Origin of the sequence: Pseudoalteromonas sp. TAE79 (genome assembly GCF_000498015.1) — a bacterium.
GTDB lineage: Bacteria > Pseudomonadota > Gammaproteobacteria > Enterobacterales > Alteromonadaceae > Pseudoalteromonas.
Genome location: NZ_AUTL01000099.1, coordinates 1 through 20,696, shown reverse-complemented (window position 1 = coordinate 20,696; position 20,696 = coordinate 1). Strand labels below are relative to the sequence as shown.

At 36.5% G+C, this 20,696-nt stretch carries 16 protein-coding genes; 5 read left to right on the top strand and 11 right to left on the bottom strand.

Annotation, left to right across the window (positions count from 1 at the left end):
* The first annotated feature begins 98 nt into the window (after nucleotides 1-98).
* Nucleotides 99-488, top strand: coding sequence for a nucleotidyltransferase domain-containing protein (locus L655_RS0105220; RefSeq protein WP_024604329.1), 390 nt, complete (start codon nucleotides 99-101; stop codon nucleotides 486-488).
* The gene (locus L655_RS0105215; RefSeq protein ID WP_024604328.1) at nucleotides 481-906 is read left to right on the top strand and encodes a DUF86 domain-containing protein; all 426 of its coding nucleotides are present in this window, start codon (nucleotides 481-483) and stop codon (nucleotides 904-906) included. Before L655_RS0105220 ends, L655_RS0105215 begins: the two co-directional genes overlap by 8 nt.
* A gap of 880 nt (nucleotides 907-1,786) precedes the next feature.
* On the opposite strand, the gene L655_RS0105210 is transcribed toward L655_RS0105215, so the two are convergent.
* From L655_RS0105210 to L655_RS0105200, 3 genes are all read right to left on the bottom strand, one after another.
* Nucleotides 1,787-3,175 (bottom strand): HipA domain-containing protein, encoded by a 1,389-nt coding sequence (locus L655_RS0105210; RefSeq protein ID WP_024604327.1) that lies wholly within the window; start codon nucleotides 3,173-3,175, stop codon nucleotides 1,787-1,789.
* Complete coding sequence (locus tag L655_RS0105205; RefSeq protein ID WP_029751611.1) at nucleotides 3,159-3,491, bottom strand: helix-turn-helix transcriptional regulator; 333 nt, start codon at nucleotides 3,489-3,491, stop codon at nucleotides 3,159-3,161. Before L655_RS0105205 ends, L655_RS0105210 begins: the two co-directional genes overlap by 17 nt.
* A 255-nt stretch (nucleotides 3,492-3,746) precedes the next feature.
* Nucleotides 3,747-4,622, bottom strand: a complete 876-nt coding sequence (locus L655_RS0105200; protein ID WP_024604325.1) for a nuclease-related domain-containing protein — start codon at nucleotides 4,620-4,622, stop codon at nucleotides 3,747-3,749.
* 1,529 nt (nucleotides 4,623-6,151) lie between these two features.
* Here L655_RS0105200 and L655_RS0105185 point away from each other — a divergent pair.
* A complete protein-coding gene (locus tag L655_RS0105185; RefSeq protein WP_029751610.1) occupies nucleotides 6,152-7,678 on the top strand; it encodes a DNA cytosine methyltransferase in 1,527 nt (508 codons plus the stop codon).
* Here L655_RS0105185 and L655_RS0105180 read toward each other — a convergent pair.
* From L655_RS0105180 to L655_RS0105150, 7 genes are all read right to left on the bottom strand, one after another.
* Nucleotides 7,675-9,789 carry an AIPR family protein gene (locus L655_RS0105180; protein WP_029751609.1) on the bottom strand — a complete coding sequence of 705 codons (2,115 nt, stop codon included), beginning with the start codon at nucleotides 9,787-9,789 and terminating at the stop codon, nucleotides 7,675-7,677. The genes L655_RS0105185 and L655_RS0105180 overlap by 4 nt on opposite strands.
* Nucleotides 9,782-10,759, bottom strand: coding sequence for a PD-(D/E)XK motif protein (locus L655_RS0105175; RefSeq protein ID WP_158000939.1), 978 nt, complete (start codon nucleotides 10,757-10,759; stop codon nucleotides 9,782-9,784). Before L655_RS0105175 ends, L655_RS0105180 begins: the two co-directional genes overlap by 8 nt.
* The gene (locus L655_RS1000000126225; RefSeq protein WP_024604322.1) at nucleotides 10,752-13,601 is read right to left on the bottom strand and encodes a Z1 domain-containing protein; all 2,850 of its coding nucleotides are present in this window, start codon (nucleotides 13,599-13,601) and stop codon (nucleotides 10,752-10,754) included. The genes L655_RS0105175 and L655_RS1000000126225 overlap by 8 nt, the downstream gene beginning before the upstream one ends.
* Entirely contained in the window at nucleotides 13,594-14,964 is a 1,371-nt protein-coding gene (locus L655_RS0105165) for an ATP-binding protein (protein WP_024604321.1), read from the bottom strand. Before L655_RS0105165 ends, L655_RS1000000126225 begins: the two co-directional genes overlap by 8 nt.
* The gene (locus L655_RS0105160; protein ID WP_024604320.1) at nucleotides 14,961-15,290 is read right to left on the bottom strand and encodes a hypothetical protein; all 330 of its coding nucleotides are present in this window, start codon (nucleotides 15,288-15,290) and stop codon (nucleotides 14,961-14,963) included. Before L655_RS0105160 ends, L655_RS0105165 begins: the two co-directional genes overlap by 4 nt.
* 763 nt (nucleotides 15,291-16,053) lie before the next feature.
* A complete protein-coding gene (locus tag L655_RS0105155; RefSeq protein ID WP_024604319.1) occupies nucleotides 16,054-17,154 on the bottom strand; it encodes an HNH endonuclease in 1,101 nt (366 codons plus the stop codon).
* Nucleotides 17,151-17,747, bottom strand: a complete 597-nt coding sequence (locus L655_RS0105150) for a class I SAM-dependent methyltransferase (protein ID WP_024604318.1) — start codon at nucleotides 17,745-17,747, stop codon at nucleotides 17,151-17,153. The genes L655_RS0105155 and L655_RS0105150 overlap by 4 nt, the downstream gene beginning before the upstream one ends.
* 542 nt (nucleotides 17,748-18,289) lie before the next feature.
* Between L655_RS0105150 and L655_RS0105145 the strand changes: the two genes are divergently transcribed.
* On the top strand, nucleotides 18,290-18,589 hold the full coding sequence (locus L655_RS0105145; RefSeq protein ID WP_024604317.1) for a helix-turn-helix transcriptional regulator: 300 nt from the start codon (nucleotides 18,290-18,292) through the stop codon (nucleotides 18,587-18,589).
* Nucleotides 18,590-18,784: 195 nt separating this feature from the next.
* Here the strand turns inward: L655_RS0105145 and L655_RS0105135 are convergent, their stop codons facing one another.
* Entirely contained in the window at nucleotides 18,785-19,333 is a 549-nt protein-coding gene (locus L655_RS0105135) for a hypothetical protein (protein WP_024604316.1), read from the bottom strand.
* A gap of 121 nt (nucleotides 19,334-19,454) precedes the next feature.
* Here L655_RS0105135 and L655_RS0105130 point away from each other — a divergent pair, with 121 nt between their 5' ends.
* Complete coding sequence (locus tag L655_RS0105130) at nucleotides 19,455-20,672, top strand: IS4 family transposase (RefSeq protein WP_125825536.1); 1,218 nt, start codon at nucleotides 19,455-19,457, stop codon at nucleotides 20,670-20,672.
* Nucleotides 20,673-20,696 lie beyond the last annotated feature (24 nt).

The window sequence follows — 20,696 nt, the reverse complement described above, 5'->3', positions numbered from 1 at the left end:
AGCGAAGCTTTTAAATTAAATAAAACAAATATCAGTTTTAATGTTCACTATAAAACTGATAGGTTATTATTACTGTTTTTATCAATGGTTACTTTTTCGTGGCAAATGAAGTTATACAAAAAATAATTGAGTATTTACATCAAAACACCGACATTGATGTAGTTTGGCTATATGGCTCCCACGCAAAAGGGACAGCCCAGCCCCATAGTGACATTGACTTAGCCATAGCATTTAAAAACTTTGATCTGGAATCGTTCGATAAGCGCCTTAGGCCAAAAGAGCTTGAGCTTGAAATAAGTAATGCACTTAATCTTAACGAACAACTTATTTCGATTGTTGATATAAATATTATTCCAAGTAATTTAGCTTTCAACGTTATAGAATATGGAAAAGTAATTATAAGCAATAATAGTGTTAGAGCGATGAAAGAGCAGCAGCGTATATATAGCCAGTTCGAATTTGAAACCATAGCGAGTAAACATGACTGATACCGGAATTACACTTTATTTAAGTGAAGTAACACGCCATGTTGACGAATATATGCAAGAACTCGACGAGCTCAGTCAAATCGATTCACTTAATAGCAGAGACTACCGAGCTGCAGAGCGATTACTACAGTTAATGACCGCGGTGTGTATTGGTTTATCAAAGCATTGGCTAAAGCAGCACAAAAGTAGTACCAGTAGCAACGCCTATCAAACATTTAGCGAACTTACTAATTTAGGCTTTTTGAGCGAGGCAGAACTACTTTCATGGCGTAAAATTATAGGCTTACGAAATGCTCTTGTTCACGATTACTTAAATATTGACCAAAGTATCGTTAAAACAATCATTAAAAAGCAACACTACACAACTATGCACGCATTTAGTATTAAAGCGATTACAGAGCTAAACAAAGATTCATAGATAAAACCTCACCTACAATAATTAAACCACTGCACTGAACAAAACCGTAGGTGCGATTTTACATCGCGCTTTGTCCTCTAGTAACTCTGGTTCATAACTCCCAATCAACGCTACAAAGCTCACCTAAACACCTATTCGCCTCACTTAATGAGGCGAATAGCAGAGTTAATTGCCTCATTACTTTTAAGCGCTACATAGAACAATAATTCACTTTTCTGTGGTAAAAAATGTATTTGTAAGCGAGGTATAAAACTTCACCTGCAATAATTTAAACACCACTCTCAAAAAAACCGTAGGTGCGATTGCATATCGCGCTTTGGCTTTTAAATAAGGCCAAGCTAAACACCTGTGGGCGCTCAGCTTGCTCGCGCGAAAAGCGAAGCTTTTAAATTGTAGGCGCGATTTTACATCGCGCTTTGCCCTCTAGTAACTAGATCATTACCCCAATCAACTCTACAAAGCTCACCTAAACACCTATTCGCCTCACATGGTGAGGCGAATAACAATTTATTTGCCTCATGCAATGAGGCGAATAGCAGAGTTAATTGCCTCAATACTTTTAAGCGCTACACAGAACAGAAATTCATTTTTCAATGGTAAAAAATGTATTTTTAAGCGAGGTATAAAACCTCACCTACATTAATGTAAACACCACTCTTAACAAAAGCGTAGGTGCGATTGCATATCGCGCTTTGGCTTTTAAATAAGGCCAAGCTCAACACCTGTAGGCGCGGAGCTTGCTCGCGCGAAAAGCGTAGCTTTTAAATTGTAAGCCGGAATTTATCTCGCGCTTTTAATTTTAATTTGCAAATATCGCGTTGATGCTGGCAACCAAAATATGAATTACTTATTCAAAATGCATGTATTTATTTTCTAATATTTAAATAAATGCATCCATATTTGGTAGTTGTATTATTTGCTCCCTCAGCTTATTTGCAGCTTTATTAATTATTTTTATGCACAAATCAATGTGTGCTAATTCAGCAGTAGACAAGTTATTTTTAACAGCAGAAACTTTAGCCGTATCAATTGCGGCTAATACAGAGTCAACAGTTTGACTCATAAGTAGTTGCATCCGTGGTAGTGAAATAGCAAATTCATCAGCAAAATCAGCTAACATATAAGCTGTAATCTCATTAGTAAAATTGCCTGCACTTTGCGAATTATGCTCACCCACTGACATAGCATAACACCTTGATATTTTGGGCTGTAGATAGCCCATATCACGGTCAATGCTTCCCTGCTCAATAATAGCCTCTATATTTACCAAGTCGTAAAACGGCGTAAGCTCTAAACCATTTTTACCAACAAAAAAACTAATGTTTTTGCCATGAGCATCGTAATTACGTACTAAAATATTAAATGTCATCCAACGAATAAGCTGAGCCTCATACGCTTGTACATTCGTTGTTTTAACATTAAAGAGTTTTGCAAAAGAAACGCCATCTCGAATATAAATACCATCCCCATCATCACCATGCTGACGCTCATATTTATAAGAAGGAGGTAAATTAGTGGCTTGGCAACCATCAATAATATGACGACGTAATACACGGCTTTGATCTTGTGTAACGCGCCTATCAAAGCGATCTATTACAAATACTCTTATATCTGCGTAAGTGCGCAACTCAACATGGGGAACATTGAGCCCCGACTCTTTTGCCAAAAGCATGGTAAAAAGTTCATTTACTGCAATGAAAGGCGCGGTACCTGTTTCAAATTTAAAAATTTTATTAGAACATAGCTCCCCTTCACCAAATCCTAATTTACTATCGATTTCGAGTAGGTTTAGTTTGTCTTGAACGCCAGCAACAGAGAGCCGAGTTCGGCCATCCCAATGAGTAATTGGCTCTCCAACTTGTACAAAGCGTTTAAGTTTTTGGCTTAGCTCGTCACTAGTTACTTCACGAAAAGATGTTTGCTTTAAAGTACTGTTACTTGCTCTAAACGACAAAGCGCCTGACGTTTCCTCGCCAATTACTTTAATCAAACCAAACGTATTATTTTTAGAGATAGTAGTACTACTTATAATCTCATCAAGACCTTTGCCCTCGGGTAATAAGTTTTGTAAATAATTACGCACAGCACGCGAGTCAAAATCACCATTGAGCGGTAAGTGTGGTGAAATAGCAAACCCCTTATTAATCCACTCAGGCTCATAGGTAAATGCAATTTCATTTTCAGAGCCTATATCAAGGGCTATCGCACCTATCTTCTGCGTATGCCCAATAAATACATCTAAGCTATTTTTTTTAATACCACTGCTCATCGCTCACCTCATCCTTATTATTGTTATTGTGGTGCGACTCGTCATCACTGACAAGGCTAAACGACAGCCCCAAGTATTCCATCACTTTGAGTACATTAAAAAACTGCACATTCACATCACCTTTTTCTATTTTTATCAGCGTAGGCTTTGAAATATTAAGTGCTTGCGATACATCAACCAGCGTAAGCTTCATGCCAGTTCGCTTTGAAGTAATCGCTTTAGCGAGCCGCACCGACGAAAACGGCTTTGATAGATCAGGCATTTCAGTGCGTTTAACAACTCTTCCAAGTGTTTTTTTTGCTGGTAATTCACTCATTAAAGGTCAACTATAGTTTACTTATACAATTTATTTTAGGGTAGCCTACCCAAAAGTCAAATATAACTTACTTTTAAGTTTGAACGTATATTTACTGCCTATAAGTAAACCGTAATTTACTTATAGGCAGTAAAATAAAACCCAGCCCCATAAGTAAAACTTAAGTTACTTATGGGAAGTTAATGACATTTTGAGCTTAATAGCCAAGCTAAACACCTGTAGGCGCCCAGCTTGCTCGCGCTAAAAGCGTAGCTTTTAAATTGCCTTACTATCGTTTAAGGCTCGCTGCACCACTTGATAGCAAATAGCACGCTGCTGCTCTTGCTCTAAGCTAACTTGTCGTATTGAAAGGATAGTTTTAACTATTTGTTTATGAGAAACGATTGGAAAGATTGGTCTCTGCTTTAGCTCAACAAACCAACCAGGAAAGCATAAAACAGGCAAAACTTGGGTGTTAAAACCCGTTGCCTCTCGTAGCCATTTATTCACCCAATTAGCTTGATTTTGGGCTTGCTCTAGCGGCTTACTTTCAAACCAAGAAGGAAATGCTAAATGGTTATTCTCAAATTTAACTCTGTAATTTGTATCGTCTTTTATTCGTTTATGTCTGCCTTTGGTTTCAATAGCAAATATCCCATTTGGCCCAACAACCAAATGATCAATATTAAAACCATCTGCTTGTATATCATGAAATACTTGGTATCCGTGTGACTGTAATTCTATAAGCTCAGAGGCAACGGCTAGTTCTGCATCACGCCCAAGTTTTAACTTTATTAAGTGATTAGATTTAACCCAAAGCTTTCGTGCTACATAGATTAAACCCAGTGCAATCGCAATAATTAAGAAGTAATTAAACTTGCCGCTGGCAAACATTTCAGCAATGCCTTTAATAGCAAAAGGCATTGTGACTATCAAAGCAGACAAGAAGACTAAGCCAATTACATCTAAAACTTTATCATTAACTTGTTCATTAAGTGTCTGCGCTGCAACACGTTTAAGCTTTTTACGATCTACAGGTAATTTAGCATTCTTCTGATGAAGCCATATTTTGAAAAACAAAACACCTAATAGCGAATAAACACTACCAATAACAAATAAAAGGCTTAAACCTTGGTTTAATAAATCATCCATGATGAGTTCCTATAATCACAATGTTTACTTTATACCTTAAAAACAGGTACATGTCGCATCATTCAAACCCACATTACAAAGCCCACCTAAACACCTGTAGGCGCTCAGCTTGCTCGCGCGAAAAGCGTAGCTTTTAAAATAATTTACTTATATCGCGTTGGCGATGGCAACCAAGGGGCGGTCTTCTTCAAATAAGCTCTGCTGCTAATAATTCATCCCTGAAGCCGGGTTCCTGTCAGCATCCATGCTTCCACTTCCTCAAGCTGCAAAGCTACGCTTTGGTCATTCGTCACCCACGGCACCCCGAGGATCACATTATTTCCTCAATTCAAATTAAAGATATGAACGTAAACGCGATGAAAGCACATCCATGTGCAAGCATCGCTTTCCTCGCATTGCCTAAAGGGATTTAGGTACTTGGAATTTGTCGGGAACAAAATTCCGCCATGCGAGGTAATTACTCATTAATTATGTGTTCTAAGGTGAAGTTGAAGGAGGAAATTCCTTAGCAGCGGCCTTAAAATTGGCTGTAGGCGCTCAGCTTGCTCGCGCGAAAAGCGTAGCTTTAAAGTAATTTACTTATATCGCGTTGGCGATGGCAACCAAAGAGAAGTAACCGCCGACTTCTCTTTGGAATCTCTCGGCGCCCCTCAATTTCACTTATCTTTAAACACTAAATTAATATGAACGTAAACGCGATGAACGCACATCCATGTGCAAGCATCGCTTTCCTCGAATCCATGCGAGGTAATTACTTATTAATTATGTGTTTGCAGGTGAAGTTGAAGGGGAAATTGCCTTAGCAGCGGCTTTAAAATTTACTGTAGGCGCTCAACTTGCTCGCGCGAAAAGCGTAGCTTTTAAAATAATTTACAAATATCGCATTGGCGATGGCAACCAAAGAGAAGTAACCGCCGACTTCTCTTTGGAATCTCTCGGCGCCCCGAGGATCACATTATCGCCTCAATTTAAATTAATGGTATGAACGTAACCAGCGTAGATAGGCCATCCATGGCCAAGCTACGCTTTTAACAGCATCCATGCTGTTAATTACCCATCATTAATTAAATTTCGGGTGTGATCACGGGAGAACTTTCTTAGCAGCGTTCTTAAAATTTGCTGTAGGCGCTCAGCTTGCTCGCGCGAAAAGCGAAGCTTTTAAATTGAATTTACAAATATCGCATTGGCGATGGCAACCAAAGAGAAGTAACCGCCGACTTCTCTTTGGAATCTCTCGGCGCCCCGAGGATCACACTAATTCCTCAATTTAAATTAATGATATGAACGTAACCAGCTTAGATAGGCCATCCTTGGCCAAGCTACGCTTTTAACTGCATCCATGCTGTTAATTACTCATCATTAATTTAATTTCGGGTGTGATCACGGGGAGAATACCTTGGCTAATACCTTTAAATTTAGATTAGTGCTGCTAATTTGTTCTATTAGTAGTAGTGCTACTATTTAAAACTTTAAGACCATGTATAAGCCTGGTATCATCCTATGTCATTAAATTATTTAGTAGTAAAGTTATGGAAAACGGTGAAATTCTTGTTATAGATTTATTCGCAGGCCCGGGTGGTCTTGGCGAAGGGATTTCAGCAGCCCAAACCTCAGATGGTAAATCGCCTTTTCAAATAGGTATTTCTGTTGAAAAAGATTTCCATGCCCATAAAACTCTTACTACTCGTGCTTTCTTTCGCTCACTCAAAGCAAAGTCTCAGCCATTAAATAATTATTATAATTATCTGCATGGAAAAATTACACGTGATGAGTTGTTTGAACTTCACCCCGATATTGCAACAGAAGCCAATCAAGAAACTCTCAATGGTGCTAAAGAACTAGGCAAAGATAATAAGCTTATTCATAAGCGTATTAAAGAGCTTGTAAAAGAGCATAAAGGACCAAAAGTACTAATTGGTGGACCTCCATGCCAAGCTTATTCACTTGCAGGACGCTCTCGAAATGCTGGGAACAAAAGTTACATTGCAGAAGAGGATACTCGCCACTTTTTATATAAAGAATACTTAGAAGTAATTTGCCTAGCGAAGCCTGATATTTTTGTAATGGAAAATGTAAGAGGAATACTTACGGCAAAAGTAAATGGCCAAGTAATGTTTCCACAAATATTAGAAGATTTGCGCAGCCCTGGCTCAGTAACCAAGCATAAAAAGATTCCAAAATATAAAATCTACTCATTAGTAGTTGATGCGGAGAAACCAGAAGACCCACAATACAAAGACTCTGCCGATTTCTTAATCCGCTGTGAACAATACGGTATACCTCAAGCAAGGCATCGTGTGATTTTACTTGGTGTACGTGAGGATATTAAAGCAACTCCAGAAACATTAAAACTATGCGAACATCAAGTTACTGTAGAACAGGCTATTAGTGACTTACCAAATTTACGCAGTGGTTTTTCTAAACAAAAAGACAATGCAAAAGATTGGGAAACAGCTGTTACTAAAAATGCAGCTAAGTTAAAGCGGATTCTGAAAAAACAATTTGACCCAGAATCAGCAAATAGCTTAAATCTCAAACCAAAAATCGGTTTGTCTAGAATAGAAACGGCATTAAGCGACAAAACTCCAGCTATGCCAGAGTCATTAAAAGCTTGGTATATAGACCCTAATTTAAACGTAGTGCTAAACCATGAAACCAGAGGGCATATGGTCGATGATTTACTTCGCTACGCATACTGTGCGGCTTATGCACAGATAGAGGGTTCATCGCCTAAATCACGTCACTTCCCTAAAGAATTAGCTCCAGCCCATGCAAATTGGGATACAGGAACACACGCTGACCGTTTTAGAGTTCAAGTTGCCAATAAATATGCGACTACCGTTACGAGTCATATTTCAAAGGATGGTCACTACTTCGTACATTACGATCCGCAACAATGTAGAAGTTTAAGCGTACGTGAAGCCGCTCGCTTACAAACGTTTCCTGATAATTATATTTTTGAAGGGACTAGAACTAACCAGTATATACAGGTAGGAAATGCTGTGCCGCCATATTTGGCACAGCAAATTGGTGAAATAATTATTAAATTAATTTAAACAAAATCGAAACCTGATATATAAGCAGCTTTTCTAACTTCAACCGCCATTTTCATCTGTTTATCAGAAGGTACTTTGTTGTATAAGTGAAGGGCTACACACTTTAAAGGAATCCCTACATTTTTATGCGTAGCTGGGTAAGTTGCTGAGTAATAATCAGATATACTTTGCCATTCTGCACTTGTAACTCCCATAACATATTCAAAGTCTGAAATTGATTTTGAAGTATCTTTAACTTCATTATTTTCTTTTAGAATATCATTTAACTGTTTTTCATCTAATAAATCACTTGGATCGATTAAACTACAGTCAATTTCTAATTCTTGGAATTTCAACCAACCCTTCTCTGACTTACAAAACTCAGATGGATTAACAACACCATTTCTAAAATTAGGATCAGTAATACAATTTCTAACTTTATAAGCTAAATCAACTATAAAACTTAATAAACTAGGGCTAACAACTTGATTATTGTATATTCTTTTTAAACTAATATCTTTCCCTTGTTTTCTTAAGTTATACCTTAATAGAGCTAAGGTATAAGTTACAACTTCTGCTTTTAGTCCCTTCTCCTCTTTGTACCAATCTGATCTTGGAATTGCATAGTCAGCATTTCTAAAAAGAATCATTTTAGAAACCAAATCATTAAAAAACACAGCACCAAAGTCATCTTCATTATTCTCAAATTCTTTAAGAATTGCCTGCCCTAATAATTTCAAGTTAGCCTGCGCTCCACGCTTCACTTCATAGGGCTTCATTCTCCAAGTATTTTCATATTTAGCCATATCGGTTTTCGTAAAGACTTGATCCTTCGGATATTCTGCAATGAACTTGTTACTACGACTAGTACTCATAGCACGCAACTGAGTTGAATATTGCCCTCTGGCTCTTTCATAAAACCATTTAGTAGGAAAACCAGTTTTACCAGCTGGCATTAGCTGTTTACGTGAGCGATTCTCAAGATTTATATGGAAAGGATGATTTGAAACTAAATCAGATTGTTGAATTGAGTTTTGTGAATTAGCAAACGTAGCAATATTACTTTTTAGAATATCGGCTGTTTCTTTTTCTCCTACAACTGTTAACTTCATTTGGACAAAAACTTTAGATAAATCTATGTCACCATAAGAATACTCTCGATCTACACCCTTTAGCTTTCCTTTATCCTTAGGTGAAAAATATATAGAAGCTGTTGTTTGCCCGCCATTAACTATTTGCATATTCTCCAGCTCAGTGACTACCGTTTGACCATCAACAATTTCGGTTTTAATACTTGTAGCTGTTACTGTTAGGCCATTATTATATGCAAAAAACCTTTCTGGCTCTGTTAAAAGCGACTTTCTCATACCTTTGTTAGTACCAGCTCTAAAATCAAGAAAGGTTCTTACGTTACTTTCTAGTAACCTTTGTCCGAACTCATCATATATATCACTTAATAAAGTTCCCGGCATAATACCTAAATATGTGCTTACACCATTTTCTAAATTATTAGCAGGCAATACTTTTAACTCTCCACCTAGAGCTTTAATATCAACAGTAAACTCTTCAGAGTCGGTATCTGAATATGAGAGCTCTTTTAATCGCTCAATATCCCAAATCTCTATCGAAGTTTCCTTGCCTAATATTTCACCAATTGATAGCTTTTTTACTCTGTCACTAAGCTTTTGATCTGTAAAAATAACTACTCTAATTTTGAGAGCATCTTCAATATAATGACCTATTTCTTGCGCAGCGTATCGCCCCGGATCTGTCACTTCCATACTTTCTATAAAATCTTTATTAATACTCCCTTCAAAGAATTTTGTTACTTTCTTACTTATATCTTTAATTTGAGAGTTAATAAGCGTTTCTATGTAATCTTTTTCATTTGTAAAATTAACGATTATCCCACATATAGTTTTTTCTAATGCGTTCCAACTATATCCATCTAATCGCATACCTTTACGTGTATTCCGGTATGGACAATATTCTACATCATCCATTATACCCGCCTCAGAAAGCATTTCGCTTACATGCTCAAAAAAGCTTTCTTCTGGAAAAATTGAATTTTTATCGGCGTCTATATTTGAAATGCTATATAACTCATTTTTGTATTCTAAAATATCATCCATTTTTTATTACCTCCTTGATAGATTGCTCTGAAACAAATTTTTTCAACTCAGCAATAGACAATTCATAACTCGCACTGATGACACCATCAGAAGTATTGTCGCTAGTTAACTTAGGAAAACCGTCATTAATCGTATATAACGTTTCGGATGTTATAGAGACAGTTGAATCAAGCTGCTCTTCACTTGCTTGCCCATATAACGAAGATACTTTACTTAAGAATGCAATCTCATTACCAACATCACCTTTTACCAACTCTAAACAACTTTCGTATAAAGTCTTTAAGGAGAATCCAAACTCGATTGATGTCGGAATTGCTATTAAATGTAGTAAAAATAATGAAGAGGTTACTTTTTCTAGCTGCTGTAAAGAACTTATATGAATAGTCCTCGCATCTCCTACTAATGAGGTTTTAATTTCTATTGCTGTACCATTCAATGTTATATCTTGTTTTTTTCCTTCAGGGCCTATCCAAAACCTTATCGCATCAGTAAACGTAAATTGGTTTAATAAATATTGTTTGAAAAAATATAGCTCACCAATAAATCCTGTATATTCGGCAGTTGTTAAGCCTTGTCTTGTTGCTTTTAAAAAACTAGACCAGCCTTTTATTTTTGACTGAACTTTCAAAAACAGCTCAGTGCCAAAATAATTACTAGTACTAAACGCTATATTTTTAGCTATTATTGAAAACTTTTTTTCTGATTCTTTATCACTTTCAAGTAATGTGCACAAAAGCCTAGATGCATCACCATAACTATCATCTACTTCTATTCTCAGTGATGCTAATTTATCGAATACTTTGCAACTTATTTTTACATCTTCATGAATGAAAAATAAGCGACGTCCACGATCGTCAATTGAAACCCAAAATCGGTTGTCATTTAGATATAACCTCCTCCCAGAAGGGTAACTACCAATCTCTATTCCTTTCCAAGGATCATCATTAAAAAAATGGCTATAATTATTCATAATCATAATCTTCGTAGTCTGCGATTTCTCTAAGTTTTCCTTTTATTTTATTTATTTTATATTCATGCTTCGTCGATTTATTTAGCGCTTTTATCTCCTTCTCAGTTAAATTTTTTAATTTTTCGATTCTTGGAATCGATAGAGTAAAACCTAAAGTTGCAGAATGTCCATGGGCTAATTTCACTTTAGCTTTCTTATCTTTCTTAAATGGATACGGACTTACACTTGTAACAGCAAATAAATAAATAATTAATCCAGGGAAATCTCTTTCATCTGCACAAAGATAATCAAAATTAACGGCCTTTTTACTATTTAAATTGGCTACTATTTCAGGTTTTTCTAAAAAATATTTTTCATCATCTGGGTTACCTAATTGAACGCTTGGAATATAATAATTACCATCTTTAAAATTCATTGCCCTTTTTGGTAAAGTTATGCTATTTCCTGCAAATAAATATTCATTATTAATAAATTCTTTGTCTGACTCATCAAGTAAATTTTCCCATGGGGGTGTACGTCTACTACTTTGATTAAATATGCAAACCTTTGGTAGTTTTAAACCTTTATCTTTCATATTTTTCAAATGAGATATAATTGCTGCGTTACCAATATCATCTTCTGGTAAATCTACATTTATTATAAAATTGATTACATCTTCATATTCAACATCAGAGAATATAATAGGTTTATTTTCACCAGATAAACTTAAATCTAATTTATTATTGATACTAAGTTTATTAATCAAGCTTTCTGCATAGTGGATGTTCTTTTTATTCACTTCTTTACTTTCTTTGAACTTGAAACGCCTCTGAATTTGCCCCCATAAATCTTGCTTAATTATTTCTGATTTACCAAAACCTATTTTATTTTTGGCAGTTATAATCATAGCCCCTGGGTGTTCTCTAACTTTTAAACCAAAATCACTTGGTCTTTCACCTCTGCGACTCATTAAATCTAATTCTTGATAAAGCTCTCTTATCGATGCCCCTATAAATGTGTACCAATTTTGAGACTCTTGCGGTAAATATACTTTACAAAGATCTTTATAGGTCGGCCTGTAGCCAAACCATCTACACATTTGCATTAGCGTATCGTACGCCTTAGAGTTTCGGCAAAAGTAGGAAATAGATAATCCTTCAAGGGTTAGTCCTCTTGATAATTTATGCCCGCCTATAACTATTACAGACAAACCATTCTCTTTATGTTTTGAATAATCTAGCTCTCTGTTATCTGATTTTTTATTACTTTGATTTATCGCCCAAGTATTTATTTTCCCAGTCGCTTCAATTAATTTGGGGAAAACTGCGTCATATGTTTCTTCAATATTGAAAACGTTATTAAATGTATCCTCAAGATCAGAAAAAATAGTGTTCTTGCCGCAAGCGAGCTTTCCATGTCGAGCATATACATCTAAATTTTGAAAAATCTCTTTTCTATAATCTTCAATTAAGTCCTCTAGATCATTCTGATGGTCTTTTAAGTGGGAAACATTTACAAGCATCGTATTGTGTGAAGTACTTTCCCCTCGGATACTTCTAATAGCAACATTTAAAATAAAAGCCCTTACAGCCTCTTTCAAACTTTTTGGTAAAAATGAAATATCTTGATTGCTTTTCAGTTCGAATATTGGCTGGTGATCTTTAATAATAACAACTGGGGAATAGATATTATCTTCAGCCAATTCATTCTCTATGTCCTGAAAACTCTCATTTTTAAAAAAGAAATCTTGACCTAAGTAATTATCCGGTACAGGTATTTTTATCATGAAATCTCTAGGAAATAGATCATCCTGCTCCATATGAAAAGTATCATCAGGATCAATAAAAATATTTGCAAATGGCGTAGCAGTATAACCAACATAGGTATTTCTATTAAACAATGATAGTAATTTACGTATGCAAGCATTAGTCTTTGTTACTTCTTCTTTATGATGCTTTGTATTTATAGAAGCATAATCAGCTTCATCATCGATTAATAAGATTGGACCATCCAACATAACACCCGATTCAGGGTCTAGCATGTGCTCATCTTTAATATAGTTATATAATCCTTCAAGAACTCCGGTATGCTTTTTAATTGTAAAAATCACAGGATCTGAGCCATTTAATTTTATGCCAAAACTTTCTGCAGAAGATTTATTGAAATCTTTCATTGTTGAAGTTCCTGTATGGATTGTATTTTTTGTATTAAAAATACCAACACCAATAGGAGCAGCCACAGCTCTGTTCTCTAAAATTAAGTGCTTAGATTCTCGACCTAACACACCTTCATCAATTCTTTCTTGTGTCTGCTTCCTTAAATCGTTTAAGTGTCCACCTAAGACGATAATTGTTTTATATCCACAATCTATTGCCTTATTTATTAGACCTAAAAAGTTCTGGGTTTTTCCTGATTGTACATTTCCCATCACAAGCCCCTTACTTGACCATTTGCCAGGGGTTGTAGGATCGCCTGAATAATCCAATATTGAGTCAATTACTTTTTCATTTTCATCAATGACTTCAATAGCTCTAGCCTGGGATAAAAGCATATCTCTATAGGCCTCCCAGTGAGACCATTCAATTTGAGATTTCTTACTATCAAACCATAACGGTAAGTCTGGCCTAGATAGTTTAATAGTTCCTTCACCTATTTTTATATTAAACATACTTTCCAGATTAAATTTGAGTAACTTCAAATCATCTTCAGTATATTTAAAATTTGGAATTTCTTTAAATTGCAATATTACTTCGTCTACTTTCATATCAATATAGGATGGAGTTATGGTAATACCAAGCTCTTCAACCATTTTTAAATTAGATGAAATTTGGGCTATTAATTTATTAAAAAAAGATTTATTCATTAAAGTTGGCCTTAAATACTTTATCCATTATTGATTCTAATAAGTAGTCAGTTACATTTTCTTGGACTATATCTTTAGGAGATTCTGACATTTTTTGGTAAATATGATTAAGAGGCAAATTCTCTGCAAGTAGGCCTAGATAATTAATAAATAGTGACTTTTGGCTTTTATCTAAATTACCGAGTATTTCCATTAAAATTTCATTCTCGGGTGAAATCTGATAACTGATGACTTTGTTTGTTTCGTTTTCTTGAATATCCCAATATTTATTAGCTTGGTCTTGTTTTCCACGATATGTATATACTCGCTTAGATCTTTTTATTGGATCTGAAAGAAACTTCCTTAGCTCTTTTTTAATTCTAGGAGGGAGCTGCAAACTTGCTTTTTTTACATCTGTTGACCATTCCTGATCTAAAGAAGAAGGTACATTTACCTCAACTCTTGCTAAAGCCCCTAATTGACTGGTTTTTGCCAAACCAAGCCATCCGCCTGCGTTAATTAATCTATTTTCACGATAAATATAAAGGCCTTGATTTTGTACAATTCCATTAGCCCCTCCTAACCTTTCAAGTGGCTTAGTCTCCATTCTTTTAAAGTGTGGTAGTACGTGAGTATTAATTTCAATATATCCACCTTTGCACCTTAGCTTTTCTGAGCGCCCTTCTTGATAGCCTGGAGATTTCGTCATAAATGGATCTATTGGATGTAACCCTTTACTATTTATAAAGAAGTTACGCTTTTGTTTGCCTTCCATAAACTTGTGAAAATGCAAAGAAATATAAGAATCTAATTCGCTTAATGCTGCAGCTAAAACTGTATCTGTATCCAATGAATGACTTGTTTTATTTAGACATGCTAATTTTTCCCAGACAATCTGAGTTCCCTGAATCATTTTTTTATTAAGCAATAATAGAGGATGTTGCAAAATTTCATTTTCATCCAAAATTTCTAAACACCAAGTATTTTCTTTCTCTATTTGATCAATATCCCAAACAGCCGCGCACATAGGATAACCTTGACGCTTAGAAAATACAGTTAGCCTTCTTGCTTGTGAAAAACTAGCTGTTTTCATACCAGAACCAAATCGCCCTAAGTCCCCTCTCAGTCTTTCATCACTAGGATCTTTACAACCTATTTTCATATTATGAATTAATTCTTGTGGAGACATTCCATCTCCATCATCTAGAATAGATATATTAGGTTCAGTAAGGCTTGGTAATGAGTAAATACTTATATTGGATGCATTGGCTGTGAGAGAGTTGTCAATAATATCTGATATTGCAGAGGGCATTGTGTAACCAATACGCATAAGTGTTTTAATATGTGACCTAGGATCTGGAGAAGCATCAGCAAAATAGCTCATAGTCCCTCACTTAAAACGATTTTAACTTTTTCTAATGCAATATTTTCTTTGATATCGAGACCATCAGAACCCGCACTAAATTCACACAAGTTAATAATAAAATCCTTAAAATTTATATCTGTTATGTAATTTAAATACATCTCAATTTGATGGCTCTCATCAAAAAATTCATCCAAAGTATCGTTAAACCTTTCTTGCGAATATTCAACATACCTCGTATTCACATATTCATAGATAGCGAGTTCTTCAGTATGGGAAATGACTCCATCTTTACCACAAACACAGGCTGCAATCTTAACTGCACAGTCAATTAACTTTGTATCCATAATCGCACCATAAATAAATTAATAAAAATAGAGTTTTAAAAATATGATTTAGTGACTTTCACTTAAATATATGGGGATCGGAGGTTTATATGAACCGATCCATGGCTTTAAAACAATTAGTAAAATTTGTCCCTAAAATAAATTTAACATGAATCTTTGGCTAAAAGACAGTCTGAATGAGATAAATATTAATACATTTGCATTAGGTCTATAAACTTTAAGCAATCTACAAAAAATTAAACACCAATCCATCAACACACGCCAATTCCCCGTGATCACACCTGAAACTTAGTTAATGATGAGTAATTTACAGCACGGATGCTGTACAAAGCGTAGCTTGGCCATGGATGGCCTATCTACGCTGGTTACGTTCACATCATTAACGTAAGTTGAAGATAAAGTGTGATCCTCGGGTGCGCCGTGGGTGACGAGTGACCGAAGCGAAGCTTCGCAGCACGAGGAAGTGGAAGCATGGATGATGACAGGAACCCAGCTTCATGGACGAATTACCTCGTACAATGTCAAATATATCTCAAATGCCGCCCTTTGGTTGCCATCGCCAACGCGATATAACCTCGAATAGAGGTTTTTAATCCCTTGAATTCAAGGCAAAAAAATAATTTATAAGCGCGATATAAAATCGCACCTACACATTAATTACACCGAAATTTAAAAGCTTCGCTTTTCGCGCGAGCAAGCTCTGCGCCTACAAGTTAAAGCGCGAGATAAACTCACGCCTTCAGCACAAACTACAAATTCTGTATTAAACGTCATACCTTGGCTTTTCTTCCGCTACTAAATCCAGCCCTGTACTTGGCTGCTGATATTTAAAACTAGCCGCTTCTTCAAAATAACCTTTCTTTACCCATAACTTTGCACTGTTAACCTGCGCTACCTGATATGCCCAATTACTTACTGCAAGTGACTTATCTGAATCACAATTAAAGTAATCACTAAGTTCAGTTGTTAAATGCTGGCTATTAATCACTAAATTTTGTTCTTGCCAGCGTTCGCGGTGAAGTTGCGCAGCTAAAAAGTCACTTTTACTGTTATTACAGGTGCTATGTGCTGCCACAAAGTTATGTCCTAAATCATTTGCGTAGCGAGCAAACGGAATAAAGTGATCAACCTCGGTTTTACTGTTCAACGGCTTTTTGCAATAAAAACAATTGCCGCGCTGAAGCTCTATCAACACAGGCTTGGCCTTACTCAGTGCATTGCGATCAAAGCCGAATAAAAATTCGTGTAATTGGCTTTGTGGGCCAATTAAGGCTTGGTTATGCTTAATACTTTGAATTTTTTGCAGCCATGCGTTTTTTGCTAAATAAACAACTAAGTCGTAAAAACGCCTAAAGCAGCCTGCAATGCCTTCATTTAAGGTGATGTATGATTGGCCTTTAATATGGGGATACAAGAAACACTCTTCTTTGCCATTTAATTTTTGTAATAGCCACAGCGGGCCGTCTTTAATGGTTTTTAGTGTTGAACTGCGTATATTATTCCAATCTTGGCTCTTTTTTAATTGGCTAATAGAATTAATATTATTTAATTTTGCATCATGAAGCGTAGTTATAATCTTGGCTTGTTTATTAGAGTTGGTATTTTGTAAAAGTAGTTGCTCTCTATTATTACCAATTGCGCCAAATGGCGATGCTTGGTGCCAATATAAAGTAATAAATTTATCGACTAATTCATCAAATTTTATTTGTAACTGTGCTTGCGGATCGGCGTGATGTTTTTCGATACTAATATCAGCAATGGCATGTAAAAGCGCAAACTTATAAGTAGCGCTAAAGTCACCTTCAACTAATAAACGCTGAATATACGCAATAAAGTCGAGCTGTTGCTGCATTGCTCCAATCATAAAACGTGCACTACTTTAATAAGCGCATTTAGCCACACTTCACTTTCGCGCTCTGGTCGCTTGTCAACACTTTGCCATTGTTTAATGGCTTTTAACTGCGTATGGCTAAGTAAATGCGTTAAAGAATTTTCGTTTAAATCGGTAAATTCGCGACCATTATGCACACGCTCTGTGTCGCCATATTTAAACGATACATACAAAACACCGTTTGGTTTTAGTGCATTTTGTAGGTTTAAAAATACCTGTGGTAATTCAGCTTTTGGCACGTGTAATAAACTGGCGCAGCACCAAATGGCATCGTATTTATTAACACAATCTAGCTGCTGGAAGGTTTTAACGTCGACGGGTTGCTGTAAGTAACTGCTTGCTATTGCGGCAAGTTCTGGGCTTGCATCAAACGCGCTAACAGTAAAACCCTGTTGTTTAAAGTAAGCAGCATCGCGGGCACTGCCGCACCCGGCATCTAAAATATGGCCGTGTTCGGTAACGTGTGGCAAAAACTCAGCATACAGCACTGACATATCAACATTTAAGGTTGAATCACTAAAGCTTTGTGCGTTTTGATTGTAGTAACTAAGTGTGGAGTTTGACACGAGACACACCGCTCCTTGGCTTATCTGTTAATAACTAACGTATTATTAAGTTAGTATTCATTTAAAACAATTTACCTGATTGGTAAAAATAAATATAGGCTTATTAGTTATATAACCAATAAAAACTACGCCGTTATCATTAATACGCGCCTGCTTTTACAATTATGTAAATTTAGCCTTAACTTTTAAACAATTAAGTACAAGCTTTTGTTATTACTAAATTTAAAAAAATACACAACACGTTTAAATTAATCCGAGTGCATAATCGTGCCTACACATTAAAAGCTGCGTTTTTCGCGTCAGCAAGTTCAAGTCAAACCAAGCTCGGTGTTTAGGTTATGCGTAGGCGGGGCTTTATGCCGCGCTGGTTAAAATTAAAAAATTGCGCGAGGTAAACTCTCGCCTTCATTCATAAACACTAACATTGAGTATTTTTCACCTAAAACCTGCCCTGTGCTTTTGTGCCTAGAAACAAACTTGCAAAAAACAAAATACCGCTAAGCTAATCATTTAGTGGTTAATGATTTAATTGGTAGTCATTTATGAGATCTGAACAAGTATTAAAAATCGCTCAGCGAATGGGGGATTTAATTCGCCAACACCGAACACTCCATTACACTCAAAGTACCTTTGCCAAAATGATTGGTGTATCGCGTTCTACGGTACAAAAGCTAGAGCAAGATGAGGTTGTAAAAAGCGATATTTTATTTGAGGCTTTAGTGGTGCTGAAGCTTCAAGGTAGTTTACTTGATGAAATAAATGAACTTGCTTCCGATGTGGGTGGCTATAATGCACGCCAGCGTAAAACAAACAAAACACAGGTGATTAACGATGACTTCTGAATGCTATGTGTTTATTGACGGGCTTTAAATTTATTATTTCAAGCACTGCGCTTTGTAAGCACAAGCGACATTGATATTGCACGTTTAACAAGCGTAATTTCTACTATTGAATAAAAACTTAAAAAGCGGTTATGCACTTCAAATTGAATCTGCGTTATGTTTAGCGCGATATAAATCACGCTAAACGTTTTTCACCTACTTTTTTCTTAACCAAAAAAGACTCGCCGGAACCGAAATCCATGCCTGCTTACCTAATGAATCAAGGTAAACACCTACCTCTTCTTTGCTGCCTGGGCTGTAATATGGCGGCTGTTCTTTAAGTTTTTCTTGCCCGGTGAGTATTTTTACAAAATGTTTACTCTGTTGTTTAAGCATTTTTTTGTAATCGTTAGCTGGTTTTGAATCGCCATGCTTTACAAAAGCACTTAGCGCTAGGCTTGCTGTTGTGTGTAGTTCTTGAAAATCAAAGTCGGCTAATAGAGCGTCTAACTTCTCCCACTCTTTGTTTATGATTAGGCAGTTCATTAATAAAAAGCGGTTTGCTTGATTATCGTTTGGGTTTAGCTTTAATAGATCTTCGAGTTCTGATTGTGCTTTTTGGGTATAACCATGCAGCGCGTTTATTTTTGCACGATGCGCACGCAGCATCATATAAGGGCGGGTTTCGTGCAAGCCCCAAAAGTGCCCGGTGTTGTCTTTAATATATTGCTTTGTTATGAGCCCTTCCATAACCTCTAAAAGCATCTGTATTGGCTCAAGTGCTGTTAGTCTAAAGTATCCCCAGAATTAGCCTTTACATATCAATGAACTAACAGTATTAAAAAATGTGGGTAGTGAGGGAACATTCATGGTGTTTTGTGATCTTATGAATCGCTTAAAAACAACAGAACTAAACACCATGAATGCGTCTACTATTTTGCACAATATGCTCCGCGCTGTCACCCCTAACTCTATTCATAAAGCCAGATTTAATACTCTAGTCGCTGCCGTTAAATCTCTTTTGCACTGTCAGCAATGCACCTTGACGTCTATCGGCCGCAATTTGGATTCAAAAACAACTGAAAAACATGATATTAAACGTATTGACCGACTACTCAGTAACAATGAGCTTTTGCGTGAATCGATATCGGTTTATGTTCGCTTAACCCGTTTTGTGGTCACTGAAAAGCATCCCGTCATTTTGGTCGATTGGAGCCATGCTGATACACAAACCAAATACTGTATTCTGCGTGCCAGCATTGTCAGTGAAGGTCGCTCTTTAACCCTGTATCAGGAAAGTGCATTCAGCTTTCAATATCATTGCCCAAAAGTGCAAAAACGGTTTTTAAAGATGCTCAAACTGATCTTGCCGAGTGATTGCCGCCCCGTGATTGTGACGGATGCGGGCTTTAAAGTCCCCTGGCTCAAAGCCGTGCGGAACAATGGCTGGCATTATATTAGTCGGGTTCGTGGTACGGCACATTTGAAAACGCAGGACAGCGATGAGTTTATTCCATGCCAGTCACTATTCAAGAACAATCAGCGTAAGAGCCAGTATCTTGGCGCGACCGAGCTGACCAAAAGTGCAAAATATCAAACTCATGCAGTGTTGGTTGGCAAGGGACATAAGTTATTAAAAAGAGATAAAAAACGCGGTTATAAGGAGCCTTGGCTACTCGTTTCTTCTCTTCCAAAAAGACACCACTTTCTCGAAAAGGTGCTCAAGCTATATGGAATGAGAATGCAGATAGAGGCAGGGTTTCGAGACCAAAAAAGTGTTAGGTTCGGCTTAGGCTCAGATCTGCACAGAACGAACAAACTCTATCGATTAGACATACTTTTACTGCTCGCAACATTGGCTCATTGGTTCTCAATGATGCTGGGTGCTGTGATAGACAAAGCAGGAAAGACAGGGGCTTTTCAAGCTAACTCAAGCAAAAACAGGCGAGTAGTGTCATGGGCATTTGTTGGGTTGCGATACTTCAAAAAACAGTCCATTAAGCTGCGGCGGCGAGATTACTTGGAAGGGCTAGCCTATTTCGTACAGGTGGTAGTGCAACTCGATTGGAAAAATATGGATGTGAGTGATGTGATTGAAATTTAATAATTATTTTTGGGGATCCCTTAG